The organism is Thalassolituus sp. ST750PaO-4 (assembly GCF_020320405.1).
Taxonomy (GTDB): domain Bacteria; phylum Pseudomonadota; class Gammaproteobacteria; order Pseudomonadales; family Oceanobacteraceae; genus Venatoribacter; species Venatoribacter alkanivorans.
The window spans coordinates 856,722-873,225 of the sequence record NZ_JABVCB010000013.1 but is presented as its reverse complement, the minus strand read 5'-3'; the positions used below and the strand labels follow the sequence as shown (position 1 = coordinate 873,225).

Below are 16,504 nucleotides of genomic sequence, written 5' to 3'. Positions count from 1 at the left end.
CTTGTTACTTCACACAGAAGATCCCTGCGCTGCATCGGCGGAACCATCACAGCCTGTTCAATACGGCCGGCACCGGAGGCATAAAAAAACAGGCACAAGGCCTGTTTTTTCAATCAATCAGTATTTTAATGCGCTGTCTGCCGTTTCAGCGAAACAATCAGCTCCGCTTCTCCCCGCGCGACGCCACAACTGTCAACCAGATCGCTGGCTGTTGCTCCGAGTCCAACCAGGCGTGATGCCTGCAAAAAGGTAGCCTCGTCTGTTGTAGGCAAAACTACCTTGCGTTCAGCCTGCTGCAGGCGTCCATCCATCTGTTTGAGCTTTCGCCCCATACCAATGGTGCTTTTGCTCATCGCCTGATGTGCCTGTTGTAAGCTGCCAACCGCCTGATCCAGCCGGCTGGCATCCTGATTTTGCTGCCGTTTAAGCGACCACATAAAAGCGCCGACCAATAACAGCAAACCCATATTACCTATCAATAACCAGTGCATCAGTGACAGAGACGCCATGACAGACTCCTATAAACCCTGGATTTCTGTCCACTCCTCGTCGGTCATCAGTTTCTCCAGATCCACCAGAATAAGCAGTTCATCATTTTTATGACAAACCCCCTGGATGAATTTGGCACTTTCCTCATTGCCGACGTTCGGGGTGGTTTCAATTTCTGACTGACGCAGATACACCACTTCAGCCACCGCATCGACGAGGATACCAACCACCTGACCTTCCGCTTCGATAATAACGATACGCGTCTGATCAGTGGTGTCAGCTGTTGGCAGGCCAAAACGGAGTCGGGTATCGATCACCGTTACAACGTTGCCACGCAGGTTAATAATGCCAAGTACATACGGGGGAGCACCTGGAACCGGTGCAATCTCGCTGTAACGCAAGACTTCCTGCACCTGCATCACATTGATTCCGTACGTCTCGTTTTCCAGACGGAAGGTTACCCATTGTAAGACGGGATCTTCCGCACCTTTATTTCCGGCAATCGCTGACATAAAACATCCTCGCTAAGAAAGGCCGATGCCTGACTGTGTCAAAAAACATGACGAACCTTTCTTAACTATAGAACAGAGCACAAAGTGTACCAGTTAAAACAGGGAATTTTTTCCGGGGCTAAAAGCTGTAATCCATTGAACAGAAAGGATATTGCAACGCTGAAATACCGGAGGGCTTTACGCCTGACGCGCAACCCGGCGATTTTCTTCCAGCAGTTTTAATAACCCCGGTACATCCAGTAAAGCACACATTTCAGAGATCACAGTTCCTGCAAGCCACGGGCGTTTACTGCCATCCCCACGCCATTTAATGGAATCGTGTACCAAGGTTACGGTATCGCAGATTTCCTGACACGCCAGCGCCCAGGGCGAGCGGTCCAGCTGAATAAAAAAGCTGTATCCGTCGTCATTCAGACTGATACGCCTCTCAGGCATGATCAGTTGAGCACTGTCGATGATAGTAAGCTTGGCCTTATCGCCCTGCCAGACGCCCAGCGACCAGCTGGCCTGGCCAAACAGCGGCGTCACCTTGTCTGTTACGTTATGCACACCGCCAAGCAGTGGCAACGGAATGGCGAGCTTAAGACCAGCGACTTTAAAAATAAGACAATCAATCCCCTGGCTGGATTGCCAGTTTAATGAGAGCGTTTGCATTGCCTCGTTAGTCAATTCATTGACGTCATGAGCCCTGCTACTGCTCTCATCCTGGATATCTGACGGAGTTTCGACATCCGTTTCGGTAGTAAATGCCGGCATTGGTTGCTGCGGTATAACCTCAGCAAAGGCGGCACGCACAGGATTCACCGTGCGTGACGCTGTCTTTACCTCTGCTGGCGAAGAAGGCAGCTCTTCGCTGATGGCGACAGAAGGCGTTTCTGCAACAGGTTCAGCCACCTGAAGACTGGCAGATCCGGATTTAACCGTAGTAACAGGAGTCACTTCCGTGGCACTGACCAGGAGCTGATCAAGATAGTCCTGCAAGACAAAGTCGACCTGATTTACCAGATCTGTCTTAGAGTTAGCATCAGCCATTAAGCACGGTCTCCGCAGCAACGGGCAGACACGCCGCTAACATACAGCGACGCAGCGATGATTCCGGTAAATGGCGTATCAACCCCAGTGCAGTCAACAGCTGGGTGCGCTGAGCTGCTTTACCTCCCTCACCTAACGGACGTAAGAGCACAGGGGCATAGCCACTTTGTAACGTGCTGCTGGCCAATGCTTCCTGCAGATGATGAGGACTGACGGCAGAACGCAGTAAGTCATCCCAGTTCACTCCCTGACCTGCTACTTCGCCGTCAGCAGCCAGCAGATGATCAAAATAGTCGTCCAGCGGATGGCTGACATTGGCCGGTAACGGTGGAATATAACTAGCCACGACCCGGGTCCGCCACATCCAGTTCACTCAACAGGTGACGATATGCCCGCACCCCACGGCCCTGCTCATCCATCTGATGTGGAAACACACCTTCATGACTGGCATCACGCAGACGGGTATCCACCGGAATTGCCTCCTGCCACAGTGAATCCTGATACAGACGGCGCATTTCTTTCAGCGTGGTCACAGAGGCGAGCGTCCGGCGGTCAAACAACGTCGGTACGATCATAAAAGGCAGATTACGGTTCTGCGAGCGCATCACCATTTTCAGGGTATGGATCATTCTTTCCAGACCTTTCATTGCAAGATGCTCTGTCTGGGTAGGAATCACCAGGCGCTGACAGGCAGCCAGCGCATTGACCAGCAGCACGCCAAGAATGGGTGGCGTATCCAGTAAGGCGTAATCGTATTCATCCCACAACTGAGCGAGCGACCGCGCCAGAACCAATCCCATACCATCCTGCCCACTGACCTGACGTTCAAGTGTGGCCAGCGATGTCGTCGCAGGCAGCAAAGATACATTGGGAAGACTGGTGGGTTTGATGACGGTCTGAATAAAAGCTTTGTCTTTGTAGCGTTGCTCAAAAAACAGATGATAAAGACTGCGTTCCAGATTATCGGGATTCTGCCGGAAGTAACTCGTCAGGGAACCATGAGGATCAAGGTCCACCAACAATACGCGTTTTCCCTGTTCAGCCAACAGACCTCCCAGAGCAACCACGCTGGTTGTTTTGCCAACCCCACCCTTTTGATTTGCTATCGACCAGATCCGCACTAGTTTCACCCTGTTCTCTGTGAGCACATGACCCGCAGGGGTCACTAAAAGTACTTTTTGCTGTAAAACATTGATTAAGCAAAAAGTATGTCAATTCTTTGCAGCAGGACGGGACCAGGGTGCAGCTTCGCTCGTTTGCGTCATAAAAATCACAACACGACGATTCTCTGCCCGTGCTTCTTCGGTATTTTCAGTATTCAACGGGTGGTAGTACGAAAGCCCCATAGCGGCCATACGCTGCGGTGCTACGCCATACAACACCAGATTCTGTACCACCGATGCTGCCCGTAACGCTGAAATTTCCCAGTTGGTAATGCCTTTTGCCGGTGTATCGTCCGAATGCCCCTGAACATTGATTGGAAACGGAAAATCCTTCAGTTCAGCGGCAATAGCCTGCATCAGCGGCAAAGCTTCGTCACGGATACGTGTTTCACCACGGGCAAATAAAAGATCGGCATTCAACGATACGGTAATCCAGTCTTTGTCCCCTTCTATTCTTATATCGTCCGATTCCGGAATAAATTGAGCAACCTGACGGATATCCGCCAATAAAGGTAATAATCCATTGCCCTTTTCCAGGGGCGTGGAAAGCGTTGGCGGAGTGACGGGCTCGGGGGGAAGTACCGTAGAAAAGACACCTTCAAGCTCGCTGCGGATTGCTGAGCCCTGCTCATCATCAATCAGTTGCACCGCATACAACATGATAAAAAAGACGCACAGCAGCGTCATATAGTCGGCATAAGAAACCAGCCAGCGATGCGGATCAGGACCATGCCGTCTCACAACACAATTCCCTGCATGCGATAACGCAGCGCCATCGGGTTAACCCCATTTCTTAATGCCACAACACCTAACATCAATGCTTCATAATACCGGCTGCGGATAGCCAGACGCTGACGCAACGTGCTGCTCAGGGGAATAACAATAAGATTCGCACTGGCAACGCCATAAAACGTTGCCACAAAAGCGGTGGCGATTCCTGCGGCAAGAGCCTCCGGCTGTTTGATACTCGACAAAACCTGCATCAAACCAAGCACTGCCCCGACAATTCCCAGAGTGGGTAAATAACCGGCAAAATTATCCAGTACAGACAATAAGTCCTGATCACGTTCTTCCCGGCTTTTCAGCTCCAGATGCAGTGCAGACTGCATGGCTTCAACATCATTACCGTCAGCCAGTAATAGCAACGCTTTACGGAAAACAGGGTCGGTTTCTGACCCTGCTACTTTTTCCAGAGCCAAAGGGCCATCACGGCGCAGAGCATTGCCGCTGACCGTTAACTTACTGATGAGTACATCAAAGGAGTATTGAGGCGGAGCAATCAGCCAAAACAGCAATTCACCCAAAGGGCGGTATTGGCTTACGGGTAGTTGGGCAAGAGTGGCCAGTATACCGCCACCAAAAACAATCAGAGCTGCCGGAGGATTCCACAACGCTGTGAGGTTTCCTCCTTCAAGGGAAAAGCCGGTTAATACTGCAATAACTGCCAGTAAAACAGTGACTAACGCCCAGCGATCCACTAGCCGACCTCTTCAACCAGCCTCGGTCCGATATCTTTAAGGGGTAATATATCGTCACTCAACCCTTCCTTGATAACGGCCAGCGGCATGCCAAAAATAACGCAGCTTTCCTCATCCTGGGCCCAGACAGTTGCCCCACCTTGCTTCAGCAGGCGGGCACCTTCACGACCGTCAGCTCCCATTCCGGTAAGGACAATCGCCAGTGTTTTATTACCGTAATGTTTAGCCGCTGAAGCAAACGCAATGTCAACGCTCGGGCGGTAGTTGACCCTTTCGTCGCTTTCCCGGATATGAATAACACCGCCGGCACGCCGATCCACCATCAGCTGCATACCACCAGGAGCAACATAAACATGACCTGCTTCAATTTTATCGCCATCAGCCGCTTCTTTAACAATCAGGGGACTGAGAGAATTCAAACGCTCAGCGAAAGCTTTGGTAAAAGATCCCGGCATATGCTGCACAATAATAATCGGTGTTTTGAAACTGCCGGGGATATTTTTAAACAATGTCTGCAGAGCTGCAGGCCCGCCGGTTGATGTGCCGATAACAACCAGCTCCGTCTGAGTCAGACGCCCACGCACCGCAGGCCGGACAGCCTGAACCGTTGTCACTTTAGTCTGGCTACGTGCAACGGCAGCAATTTTATCGGTCAGTGCCCGCTTAATCTGAACTGCATCTTTAGCAATCTGATCAAAATTCTTGGGCAAAAAATCTAATGCACCAGCATCCAGAGCATCCAGCGTAACCCGTGCGCCTTCGAACGTAAGTGAAGAAAACATCAAAACAGGTACCGGACGCCGCTGCATGATATTACGCACCGCGGTAATGCCATCCATGACCGGCATTTCATAATCCATGGTAATAACATCAGGCTTCAGAGATTCATTCATCTCAATGGCTTCAAGGCCATTAGATGCGACCCCGACAACTTCCATACGGCCGTCTGCATTAATGATGTCAGTTACACGGCGGCGAAAAAATCCGGAATCATCGACGACCAGAACACGGATACTCATGAAATCAACTCTTCCTTAGTCGTTGTAGACTTTATGCTGCACTGGAATGCCGGGAGGATGCATAGCGGGTAAGCATACTCGGTATATCCAGAATAAGTGCAATCCGACCGTCACCTGTAATCGTTGCTCCCGCCATACCTGCCGTACCGTGCAACATTTTACCCAAAGGTTTAATAACAACCTCTTCCTGGCCAATCAGCTGGTCAACTACAAAACCGACACGTTTCGTACCCACCGAAACCACAACAACATGCGCTGTTTCATCGGCTTTGGCATAGGCTTCACCTTTAATAAGCCAGCGTTTCAGATGAAATAACGGTATTGGTTTTTCGCGTACAACCACCACTTCCTGACCATCAACAATATTTGTCTTAGTCAGATCGAGGTGGAAAATTTCGTTGACGCTAACCAGTGGGAAAGCAAAAGCCTGATTTTTCAGCATGACCATTAACGTCGGCATAATAGCCAGAGTCAGTGGTACTTTAATCCGGATTCCTGTACCTACACCGGGACGGGAATCAATATTAATAGTGCCATTCAGCTGAGAAATTTTTGTTTTAACAACATCCATACCGACACCACGGCCGGATACATCAGATATCTGCTCTTTGGTGGAAAAACCCGGCGCAAAAATCAGGTTAAAGCATTCGTTTTCGGTCAGACGATCAGCGGCATCCTGATCCATAACGCCTTTTTCTACCGCTTTCCGGCGCAGAACATCGGCATCCATACCGCCGCCATCGTCCTGAATAATCAGCAGAATATGGTCCCCTTCCTGCTCTGCAGAAAGAACAACAGTACCGACCCGTGGTTTACCATTTTTTTCACGCACGTCCGGCATTTCCACACCATGATCCACTGCATTTCGCACAAGGTGAACCAATGGATCGGCCAGAGCTTCGACCAGGTTTTTATCCAGATCCGTTTCTTCGCCGCGTAATTCCAGATTAATTTCTTTTTTCAGTTGGCGGGCAAGATCGCGGACAACCCGGGGAAAACGGCCAAATACTTTCTTGATTGGCTGCATCCGGGTTTTCATGACGGATGCCTGTAAATCACCGGTTACCACATCCAGATTAGCGACCGCCTTAGCCATCGACTCATCGGTACTTTTCAGTCCCAAACGAACCAGACGGTTACGAACCAGCACCAACTCGCCAACCATATTCATGATGTCGTCAAGACGTTTGGTATCCACACGTACCGTTGCTTCTGATGCGGCAGCATCTTTATCCTGACGTTTGCTTTCTTCAACCGCTGCCGGAGCCTTCGCAGCAGCCGGTTTTGCTTCTGTTTTTGGCGCAGGCTTAGCTTCTGCTTTTGCAGCTGGCTTGGTATCTGCAGCGGGCGTGACCGGAGGTTTTTCAGCTTCTGGTTTTTCCGCCGAGGCTGCAGGTGCTGACTCGGCGCCCGGGGCATTTGAATGCTTGCCTTTACCATGCAAACGATCAAGTAATTCTTCAAACTCCGAATCACTGATCAGATCATCCCCACCTGCGACATTAGCAGACGCAGCGACAGGCTCAGCCTCTGTTTTTTCTGGCTCTGCAGTTCCCGATGTCTGTGCACCAGCATGCTTACCTTTACCATGAATCTGATCAAGCAGTGCCTCAAATTCATCTTCGGTAATTTCGTCACTATTGTTATCTGTGCTGTCGGAGCCTATATCAAAGAAATCGTCATCTGCTGTTTCTGCCGCAGCTGCATTCGCTTTTTCTTCGTCCAGAGCATCCAGCAGTTGCTCGAATTCATCGTCTGTAATATCACCACTGTCTTCTGCCGGCGCTGTTTCTGAAGGACCGGACTCGCTGACAGGTTCCTCTGCGACAGAGTCAGTAGCAGCAGGTTCCGGATCGCTGCTCTGAACTTCATCTTCTGATTCAGGTAATGCCAGTTTATGCAGCCGCTCAATGAGTTCCGGGTCTGCTTCTTCAGGCGCAGCACCGGAGCGAACGCTTTCAAACATTTCGTTAACGCTGTCTAACGCCTGGAGTACCACATCCATAAGATCTGAATTGACAGTACGATGGCCGTTGCGCAGCGTATCGAAGACGTTTTCCGCTGCATGGCAGCAGTTCACCAGAGGATTAAGTTGCAGAAATCCAGCCCCACCTTTAACGGTATGAAAACCGCGAAAGATAGCATTCAGCAGGTCTTTATCATGTGGGCGTTGTTCAAGATCGACCAGTTGTTCAGAGAGCAGCTCAAGAATTTCTCCGGCTTCAACCAAAAAATCCTGGAGAATCTCTTCATCAGCATCGAAACTCATCCGTTAGCTCCTTTAAAAACCAAGACTGGACAGTAAGTCATCAACATCATCCTGGCTGGCAACTACGTCTTCACTGGACTTATTAATCTGCGGTCCCTCCGCAGCGATATTGGCGCCTTCCGTCGGCTTCTCTGCCGATTCCATATCGGCATGAACAATTCCGGTAATCGAATCCACGTTGCCGGCCATGGCAACAAGCTGTACCAGCCGGCTTTCTACGTCTGTTACCAGCGCAGCCACTTTGTGAATGACCTGACCGGTTAAATCCTGAAAATCCTGAGCCAGTACGATATCGGATAACTGTCCCTGCAAGCGCTGGGACTGACTCGCACTGTCAATCAGAAACTGATTAATGTCTTTGGTTAAAGCCCGGAATTCATCCGGCTTTAATTCTTTATTTAAAAACCGCTGCCACTCAACAGATAACGCTTTGGCCCGGTCATGAATGTCGGTTGCCAGCGGCATACCGGCATCAACCAGATCCATGGTGCGGTTGGCCGATTTATCCGTCATTTCCAGAACATAGGCCAGCTTATCCGTTGCATGGTCAATTTCCGATGCTGCACCGACAGAATCAACCCGCATATTTTTAATAGCTTCATGCAGGGCACGGGTCAGTCTGCCGATTTCGTTGTACAACGTGCGGTCTCTAACCTCATTGAGATTATTAACCAACGCTACCGCCTTACTGAGATCGCCAAGCTCCAGCTGCTTGAGCATGCTTTCTGCTAGGTTTTTGATTTCAGTGCCGACAGCGCTGTTATCGGTATCCAGATTGATCCCGGCCATCAAGTTGTCTTCCTGGTTAACCTTCGACACGTTCAAAGATCTTATCGATCTTTTCTTTCAGTACCGCAGCAGTAAAAGGTTTCACGACATAGCCGTTAACCCCTGCCTGAGCAGCGGCAACAATCTGGTCGCGCTTGGCTTCCGCTGTCACCATCAGTACCGGCAGACTTTTCAGGCGATCATCGGCTCTCACTTTCTTCAGTAAGTCGAGACCTGTCATGCCAGGCATGTTCCAGTCCGTCACTAAGAAGTCGAAATCACCATTCTGCAACATGGGAAGTGCTGTTGTGCCGTCGTCTGCTTCCTGAGTATTGGTAAACCCCAGATCACGCAACAGATTTTTGACGATTCGTCTCATCGTTGAGAAATCATCAACGATCAGAATTTTCATGTTTTTGTCCAAAACGACCTCCAGTAATCGACTCTCTATATTCCAAGTCGTTCCTAAGGTTTAGTGTAGACACAGTTATCGCTTTATCCAGAAACAAAGCGCTCAGAAAAGATTTTTTTCAATAACAGGAAGGAGTTAGGACAACCAGCCGCCAAGGCGGGCACGCAGACGATGAGCTGCCTGACTGTGCAGCTGACTGACCCTTGATTCGCTGACACCCAATACGGCGCCAATTTCTTTCAGGTTCAGTTCCTCGTCGTAGTACAGGGCGAGTACCAGCTGTTCCCTTTCGGGTAAATGACGGATAGCGTCGGCGAGTTGACGCTGAAAGGATTCACGTTCAATACCGTCCAGCGGATTGGGGGACTCTTCTTCAAAGACGTCGAAGCCTGACTCGCTCTTTTCAACAACCTCTTCAAAACTGAACAGCCGGCAGCCGGCGCTGTCTTTCAGGATGGCATGGTATTCATCCTGACTGATGCCCAGAAAACCGGCGACTTCGCTGTCTTCAGCATCACGGCCCTTTTCACTTTCAATCTGTTTAATGGCATCACTGATACGACGGGAATTACGGTGTACCGAGCGTGGTGCCCAGTCACCTTTACGGATCTCGTCCAGCATCGCGCCACGAATGCGGATACCGGCGTAGGTTTCGAAGCTGGCACCTTTACCGCCATCGTATTTGCGTGCCGCTTCCAGCAGACCAATCATGCCGGCCTGAATGAGATCGTCAAGCTGCACACTGTCAGGCAGACGGCCAATAAGGTGGTGTGCAATGCGCTTTACCAGCGTCGCATGATCACGTACCAGCTGTTCATAATCGTGTTTTTGTACGTCGGAATACACCAGACAACTTCCTACTGACACTCGTTATGCCCCGGCTTCCTGAACCAACCGATCTACAAAAAACTCCAGATGCCCCCGGGGTGTTGAAGGCAGTGGCCATGAATCCACTTTTTTAGCCAGTGCACGGAATGCTGTCGCCGCTTTGGAGCGCGGGTAGGCATCGATCACCGCTTTCTGGCGCTGCACGGCACGCTTAAGCGCATCGTCCTGAGGTATAGCGCCAACATACTGCATAGCCACTTCCAGGAAACGATCTGTCACTTTGGTAAGTTTGGCAAATAAAGCGTTTCCTTCCTGTGGTGTGCGGACCATGTTGGCAACAATGCGGAAACGGAACAGCCCATAGTCACGATTCAGAAGTTTGATCTGCGCATAGGCGTCGGTGATTGAGGTTGGTTCATCAGTGACCACCATCAGCACTTCCTGCGCGGCACGGACAAAACTCATCACACTGTCGGAAATTCCGGCCGCAGTATCAATAATCAGCACATCGATATCATCACCGATATCACTGAAGGCCTGAATCAGGCCGGCATGTTCAAGTGCGTTCAGCTGCGATAATTTTTGCGTACCAGAAGATGCCGGCACTACGCGGATACCTCCCGGCCCTTTAACCATTACGTCACGCAGATCACATTCACCCGCCAGAACATTTTCAATGGTTTTATTAGAGCTGATACCCAGCAGAATATCGATATTTGCCAACCCCAGATCCGCGTCAAGAACCACGACTCTGCGCCCCATCTCGGCCAGGGCGATAGCCAGATTGACCGAGACATTGCTCTTGCCGACACCACCTTTACCGCCGGTGACCGCGATGACCTGCACAGGATGCCTTGCCATTAGTCGTTATACTCCGTGTTGAATACTGGAATGCTGAGTGGCGAAGCTCATGGCTTCGGCGGCCTGCCAGCGGGTACGCGCCATGCGCGCCATCTGCTCCGCCAGTTTCACCAGTTTTTCAGCATCCGGATAATGCACATCATCGGGGATGTGCGGTCCATCAGTCACCAGGGTGACCGGCAGCTGGGTCAGCGCCGAGACACTCATGGCAGGCCCAAGGCTGAAACACTCATCCAGCTTGGTAAACACACAACCCGCCAAACCTGCCGCTTTAAAATGTTCATAGTTTTCCTGCAGGCAACGTCCCTGACTGGTCAGAGGTAATACCAGCAGCTTTTTCAGACGCGCTCCGGCCTGTTTAAGCATAGACAATTGCGCAGCAAAATGTGGATCCTGACTTGCCAGCCCGGCGCTATCAACCAACACCAGTTTTTTGTCACGTACACCATCAAGTGCCTTGTTCAGATCACCATTCACCGGCACAACATGCAGGGTTACCCCTAATATGCGGGCAAAGGTCCGCAGCTGATCATGCGCCGCTACGCGGTAATTATCGAGGGTGATCAAAGCCACCGATTCCGCTCCGTGGCGGATCACAAACTGTGCAGCCAGCTTGCCGATGGTGGTCGTTTTTCCCGCCCCTGTCGGGCCAACCAGTGCATAAATGCCACCACGATCAAGCAATCCATTCGGGGCTACCGGCAAGTCTGAAGCAATCAGCTTCAATGCTTTTTTCCAGGCGTCTTCGAGCGGTACATCGCCATCGATACGACTGGCTACACGATCCGCCCAGGCCGCCTCCAGCCCGACATCCTGACAGCGCTGCCACAATTGCGACTGCTGCCAGGTCAGTGGCCGGTGAGTATCCCAGGCACTGCCCTGATGGCTGACCATCCAGTCTTTCAGCTCACGTAATTCTCCGCTCATTTGCTGAATAACGCTGTTGTACCACTCGCCTTCCTGATCCGCGCGGCGACGCAACATGCTGTCTTCAGTGGCGTCGCGGCCGTTATCCGGGCCAGTTTTGCCCGAACCTGCCGGGGCGGCGCGACTGAAATCATCATTTTTCAGGCCACTCAATACCGCCGACAGCGATTCTGTGCTGGAAAGATCACTCTTTCCGGCAAACGCCATACGCTCTTCATAACGCTCATCACGTTTTTTCAGCGCCGGCTGTGGTTCACGGGATGCCGCTTTCGCCTCTTCCAGTTCCTGCTGCAGGCGCAGCTGGCGTTCGATTTCCGCCCGTTCCTGCTCATGGCCCGGCTGATAGTCCAGAGCGGCGACCACTTCAAATCCGTCCGCTACTTTCTTGCTCGACAGAATGACCGCATCCGCTCCCAGTTCCTGGGAGACCAGACGCAGTGCCAGCTGCATATTGGCTGCGGTGAAGCGTTTAACTTTCATAGTCAGCACTCATGATTCGTAAGGGCCTATTTGCCGCCAATACTGGCGACAATGGTAATACTCTTGTTGTCCGGAACTTCCTGATACGCCAGCACCTGCAGTTGCTCGATGCTGTTGCGTACAAACTGAGCCATCGCCGCACGCAGCTGGCTGGTTACCAGCAGCACCGCCGGATTGCCTGCCATTTCCTGCGCCTGCACTGCTTCGGCCAAAGAGCGTTGCAGGGTATCGGCCATTCCCGGTTCCAGCACCAGACCATATTGTCCGGCCTGTTGTCCGCTTTGCTGAAGGGTTTTAAGCAACAACTGTTCCAGCCCCGGATCCAGCGTCATAACCACCAGCTCATCCGCATTACCAAAGATGTTCTGGACAATCATCCGGCTAAGGGCAAGGCGTGCAGCAGCGGTCATAGCGGCGGTATCTTGACTCTGACTGCCACTATTCGCCAAAGACTCGGCAATAGAGCGCATATCGCGGATAGGTACATGTTCACGCAAAAGATTCTGCAGAACCGCCAGTAACTGACTGATACTTAAAGTATTAGGTACCAGCTCTTCGGCCAGTTTCGGTGATGCTTTGGCCAGCATATCAACCAGCTGCTGAACATCTTCATGACCCAGCAACTCATGCGCATGGCGCTGTAATTTCTGATTCAGGTGGGTCGCAACTACTGTGCTGGCATCCACAACGGTGTAACCAAGGGTCTGCGCCCGGTCTTTCTGGGTTGCATCAATCCAGAAAGCATCCAGCCCAAAGGCCGGATCTTTGGCGGCCAGACCGTCTATTTTGCCAAACACCTGGCCCGGATTAATCGCCATTTCACGCTCCGGATAGATTTCGGCTTCCGCCAGAGTGACGCCCATCAGAGTGATACGGTATTGATTGGGCAGCAGATCGAGGTTGTCACGGATATGTACAGAAGGCATCAGGAAGCCCATTTCCTGCGACAGTTTGCGGCGAACGCCTTTAATCCGGTTCAGCAGCTGGCCGCCCTGATTTTTATCAACCAGCGGAATGAGACGATACCCTACTTCCAGACCGACACGGTCAACCGGCTCGACGTCATCCCAGCCAAGTTCTTTGACTTCCATTTGCTTGATTGCGGCTTCGGCTTTTTCTTTTGGCGCTGCCAATGCATTACCACTGCCCGCCGGCAGCGCTTCTGCCGCCTTCGGCTGAGCGCCGATACGCTGGGCAATCGCATCTCCGAACTTACCGCCGTCTTTGCGCCAGTGAATAAAGTAAGCAACGCTGGCGGCAATCAGGGCGGCGCCAAGAAATACGCCATGCGGCATACCAGGCACGATACCCATCATAAACATCAGTCCGGCAGCAACCGCCAGAGCGCGCGAAGACGCGAACATCTGGCCGAAGATCTGCTGCCCCATATCTTCGTCACCACCATTACGGGTTACCATAATGGCGGTTGCCGTTGACAGCAGCAGCGACGGAATCTGAGCAACCAGGCCGTCACCTATCGCCAGCAGAGTATAAGCGGACACAGCGTCACTGAAGCTCAGGCCATGCTGAGCCATACCGATGCCAAAACCACCGACAACGTTAATGATCAGAATCAGGATACCGGCGACCGCATCACCTTTTACGAATTTGCTGGCACCATCCATCGAACCATAAAAGTCTGCTTCTGCAGCAACATCCGCACGACGGATCTTCGCCTGATCCGCATCGATCAGACCGGCATTCAGATCAGCATCAATCGCCATCTGTTTACCGGGCATCGCATCCAGGGTAAAGCGGGCGCTGACTTCCGATACCCGGCCAGCACCTTTGGTGACCACCACAAAGTTGATGATCATCAGAATCATAAAAACCACCAGACCCACGGCATAGTTACCGCCAATCAGCACTTCACCAAAAGCCTCGATCACCTTACCCGCAGAATCGCCACCTTCATGACCGTACAGCAAGACCACCCGCGTCGACGCAACGTTCAGCGCAAGACGCAGTAATGTCGCAACCAGCAGAATGGTCGGGAAAATAGCAAAATCCAGCGGCCGGCGGGCGTAGACACTCACCAGCAGCACAACGATGGATAAAGCAATATTGAATGTAAAAAAGGTATCCAGCAGGAACGGAGGCAGCGGCAGCGTCATCATGCCCAGCAGTACCAGCAGCATCACGGGAATACTTAAATTCCCCTGAGCCAGCAGCGACATACCGCCTTTAAGCTGACCCATTACCTGATTTTTTGAGGCTACTGCCATGTCCACGTCCGTCAGAAAAACATCACTGGCAGAGGGTATTGCAAAAACCTTTCCCATTTTTCCAAAGGCAGGAAAATAGCGATAAAAAAAACCGGCATTGCCGGCTTTTAAAGGAATTATTGTGGCTCAGGGTCAACCCTGAGGTCGCGCGGAATCGGCATATCCGGTTTACGTTCGGGTCTGGGCCCACGCCCTTTGATATACAGATCCATCTGATAAATGTACGCCAGCACCTGAGCTACTGCTACATACAGACCTTCGGGAATTTCTTCACCGATTTTACCGTGGGTATAGAGCGCCCGTGCCAGTGGCGGTGCCTGCATCTGCGGCACGTTATTTTCTTTGGCGATTTCACGGATTTTCATCGCCACCTGATCAGAACCTTTAGCTACTAAGGTCGGGGCACGCATCATGTCTGATTCGTATTTTAAAGCGACAGCGAAATGTGTCGGGTTGGTAATAACCACATCAGCTGTCGGTACGTCCGCCATCATACGGCGCTGCGATGCTTCCCGTTGCAACTGTCTGATACGCCCTTTAACTTCGGGACGACCTTCGCTCTCTTTATATTCGTCTTTAATTTCCTGCATTGTCATACGCAGTTTTTTGGTATGACTGTATATCTGCCAGGGAACGTCGGCGATGGCAATAACCACGGTAGAGAGGCAAAGAAAAATAACACTCCAGATAATAATATGAACGGCGCCACTCACCGCCGGCTCAGCTTCTTTATGCTGCAACAGCATTGCATCTTCAAAATAGGCCGACAGCACCAGCCAGGCCATAAGCCCGACCACCAGAACTTTGGCCCAGGATTTCACCAGCTCGACCAATGAATTCATAGAGAACATGCGCTTAAGACCACTTAACGGGTTAAGGCGATCAAGTTTGGGGGCCAGTGCTTTAGTGGAAAAAATCCAGCCGCCAACACCGAGCGGTCCAAATAAGGCCGCCAGAAGAACCAGTATCAGCCAGGGGGTCAGCGCCAGTGTCGCCTGCCATAATGACGCGCCAAGATGGGCGTACATAATGCTCTGGTCAAAGGCTGCTTCACGTTCGAGAGAAAAACTGAAGCGGGCAATATGGTTAATATGCTCGGCCATCCAGGGGCCAAAAGCCAACAAACCCAGAGCGCCCAATAACAACACCATGGTGGTATTCAGCTCTTTCGAACGGGGAGCCTGACCTTCCTCACGGGCTTTGTCTAACCTTCGCGCCGTGGGCTCTTCACTTTTTTCCTGACCGGAATCTTCCGCCATATCAGGACATCTCCGTCAATTTTTTGATGAATTCAAACAGCGTGTCCATATAGCCTTGAAAACTCTGTGCCATCTCTCCCATGCTGAGCCATAAAATAAATAAACCAACAATCATGGTGACCGGAAAACCCAATGCAAAAATATTCAGCTGTGGTGCTGCACGGGTCATAACGCCAAATGCCAGGTTAACAATCAGCAGGGCCGTCATTGCCGGCAAAGCAATGACCAGCGCCGCCGCAAACATCCAACCGCTCCAGGTTACCACCAAACCCAGTTCTTTCTGCGTCCAACCATCAAAGCCTATCGGCATGGTATAAAAACTGTCGATCAGGATTTCGATAAGCACCAGATGCCCGTTCAGTGACAGAAACACCAGACTGATCATAAATAACAGCCATTGGCTGATAACAACCACCGAGGCACCCTGCGACGGATCGACCGTCGTCGCAATCCCCAGACCGGTCTGCATCGCAATCAGTTGTCCGGCGATAACAAAAACCTGCGTCAGTAATTCGACGACAAAACCGAGAAGAATCCCGATCAGCAGCTGCTGCAGAATAATAATCAGCGAAGCGAGTGACAGCGCATCGACTTTGATAAAAGGAGGCAGTACAGGAACAACCACCAGCGTGATGGTAATCGCCAGAATCAGACGTACGCGCTGCGATACCATACGCGTACCAATCAGCGGCATAACCATTAACAGTCCGGAAATCCGCGCGAACGGATAAACATAGCGGCTTATCCAGTGACTGACATCCAGCGCATCCAGTTCAAGCACA

17 protein-coding genes are annotated in these 16,504 nt (G+C 51.4%); all 17 read right to left on the bottom strand.

Annotated features, from left to right (window positions below):
• Window positions 1–125: 125 nt before the first annotated feature.
• Window positions 126–509, bottom strand: coding sequence for a DUF2802 domain-containing protein (locus HUF18_RS19425; RefSeq protein WP_145465768.1), 384 nt, complete (start codon window positions 507–509; stop codon window positions 126–128).
• 9 nt (window positions 510–518) lie between these two features.
• A complete protein-coding gene (locus HUF18_RS19420) occupies window positions 519–1,001 on the bottom strand; it encodes a chemotaxis protein CheW (RefSeq protein ID WP_145465769.1) in 483 nt (160 codons plus the stop codon).
• Between the two features lie 177 nt (window positions 1,002–1,178).
• Window positions 1,179–2,033, bottom strand: coding sequence for a chemotaxis protein CheW (locus HUF18_RS19415; RefSeq protein WP_225693532.1), 855 nt, complete (start codon window positions 2,031–2,033; stop codon window positions 1,179–1,181).
• Complete coding sequence (locus HUF18_RS19410; RefSeq protein WP_225693530.1) at window positions 2,026–2,379, bottom strand: hypothetical protein; 354 nt, start codon at window positions 2,377–2,379, stop codon at window positions 2,026–2,028. The genes HUF18_RS19415 and HUF18_RS19410 overlap by 8 nt, the downstream gene beginning before the upstream one ends.
• Window positions 2,372–3,154, bottom strand: a complete 783-nt coding sequence (locus HUF18_RS19405) for a ParA family protein (protein WP_145466729.1) — start codon at window positions 3,152–3,154, stop codon at window positions 2,372–2,374. Before HUF18_RS19405 ends, HUF18_RS19410 begins: the two co-directional genes overlap by 8 nt.
• A gap of 90 nt (window positions 3,155–3,244) precedes the next feature.
• On the bottom strand, window positions 3,245–3,937 hold the full coding sequence (locus HUF18_RS19820; protein WP_145465772.1) for an OmpA family protein: 693 nt from the start codon (window positions 3,935–3,937) through the stop codon (window positions 3,245–3,247).
• Window positions 3,934–4,674 (bottom strand): motility protein A, encoded by a 741-nt coding sequence (locus tag HUF18_RS19815; RefSeq protein WP_145465773.1) that lies wholly within the window; start codon window positions 4,672–4,674, stop codon window positions 3,934–3,936. Before HUF18_RS19815 ends, HUF18_RS19820 begins: the two co-directional genes overlap by 4 nt.
• Window positions 4,674–5,693 carry a protein-glutamate methylesterase/protein-glutamine glutaminase gene (locus HUF18_RS19390; RefSeq protein ID WP_145465774.1) on the bottom strand — a complete coding sequence of 340 codons (1,020 nt, stop codon included), beginning with the start codon at window positions 5,691–5,693 and terminating at the stop codon, window positions 4,674–4,676. Before HUF18_RS19390 ends, HUF18_RS19815 begins: the two co-directional genes overlap by 1 nt.
• Window positions 5,694–5,724: 31 nt before the next feature.
• Entirely contained in the window at window positions 5,725–7,962 is a 2,238-nt protein-coding gene (locus HUF18_RS19385; protein ID WP_225693528.1) for a chemotaxis protein CheA, read from the bottom strand.
• Window positions 7,963–7,974: 12 nt separating this feature from the next.
• A complete protein-coding gene (locus HUF18_RS19380; RefSeq protein WP_222428422.1) occupies window positions 7,975–8,751 on the bottom strand; it encodes a protein phosphatase CheZ in 777 nt (258 codons plus the stop codon).
• A 16-nt stretch (window positions 8,752–8,767) separates the two neighbouring features.
• Window positions 8,768–9,142, bottom strand: a complete 375-nt coding sequence (cheY, locus tag HUF18_RS19375; RefSeq protein ID WP_444875578.1) for a chemotaxis response regulator CheY — start codon at window positions 9,140–9,142, stop codon at window positions 8,768–8,770.
• Window positions 9,143–9,277: 135 nt separating this feature from the next.
• Entirely contained in the window at window positions 9,278–10,009 is a 732-nt protein-coding gene (locus tag HUF18_RS19370; RefSeq protein WP_186435726.1) for an RNA polymerase sigma factor FliA, read from the bottom strand.
• Window positions 10,010–10,012: 3 nt separating this feature from the next.
• A complete protein-coding gene (locus HUF18_RS19365; RefSeq protein WP_145465777.1) occupies window positions 10,013–10,831 on the bottom strand; it encodes a MinD/ParA family protein in 819 nt (272 codons plus the stop codon).
• Window positions 10,832–10,837: 6 nt separating this feature from the next.
• Window positions 10,838–12,238, bottom strand: a complete 1,401-nt coding sequence (gene flhF / locus HUF18_RS19360; RefSeq protein ID WP_225693527.1) for a flagellar biosynthesis protein FlhF — start codon at window positions 12,236–12,238, stop codon at window positions 10,838–10,840.
• Between the two features lie 26 nt (window positions 12,239–12,264).
• Window positions 12,265–14,463 (bottom strand): flagellar biosynthesis protein FlhA, encoded by a 2,199-nt coding sequence (flhA, locus tag HUF18_RS19355; RefSeq protein WP_446751465.1) that lies wholly within the window; start codon window positions 14,461–14,463, stop codon window positions 12,265–12,267.
• Between the two features lie 116 nt (window positions 14,464–14,579).
• The gene (gene flhB, locus HUF18_RS19350; protein WP_145465780.1) at window positions 14,580–15,722 is read right to left on the bottom strand and encodes a flagellar biosynthesis protein FlhB; all 1,143 of its coding nucleotides are present in this window, start codon (window positions 15,720–15,722) and stop codon (window positions 14,580–14,582) included.
• Window position 15,723: 1 nt separating this feature from the next.
• Window positions 15,724–16,503, bottom strand: coding sequence for a flagellar biosynthetic protein FliR (gene fliR / locus HUF18_RS19345; protein WP_225693526.1), 780 nt, complete (start codon window positions 16,501–16,503; stop codon window positions 15,724–15,726).
• Between the last annotated feature and the right edge of the window lies 1 nt (window position 16,504).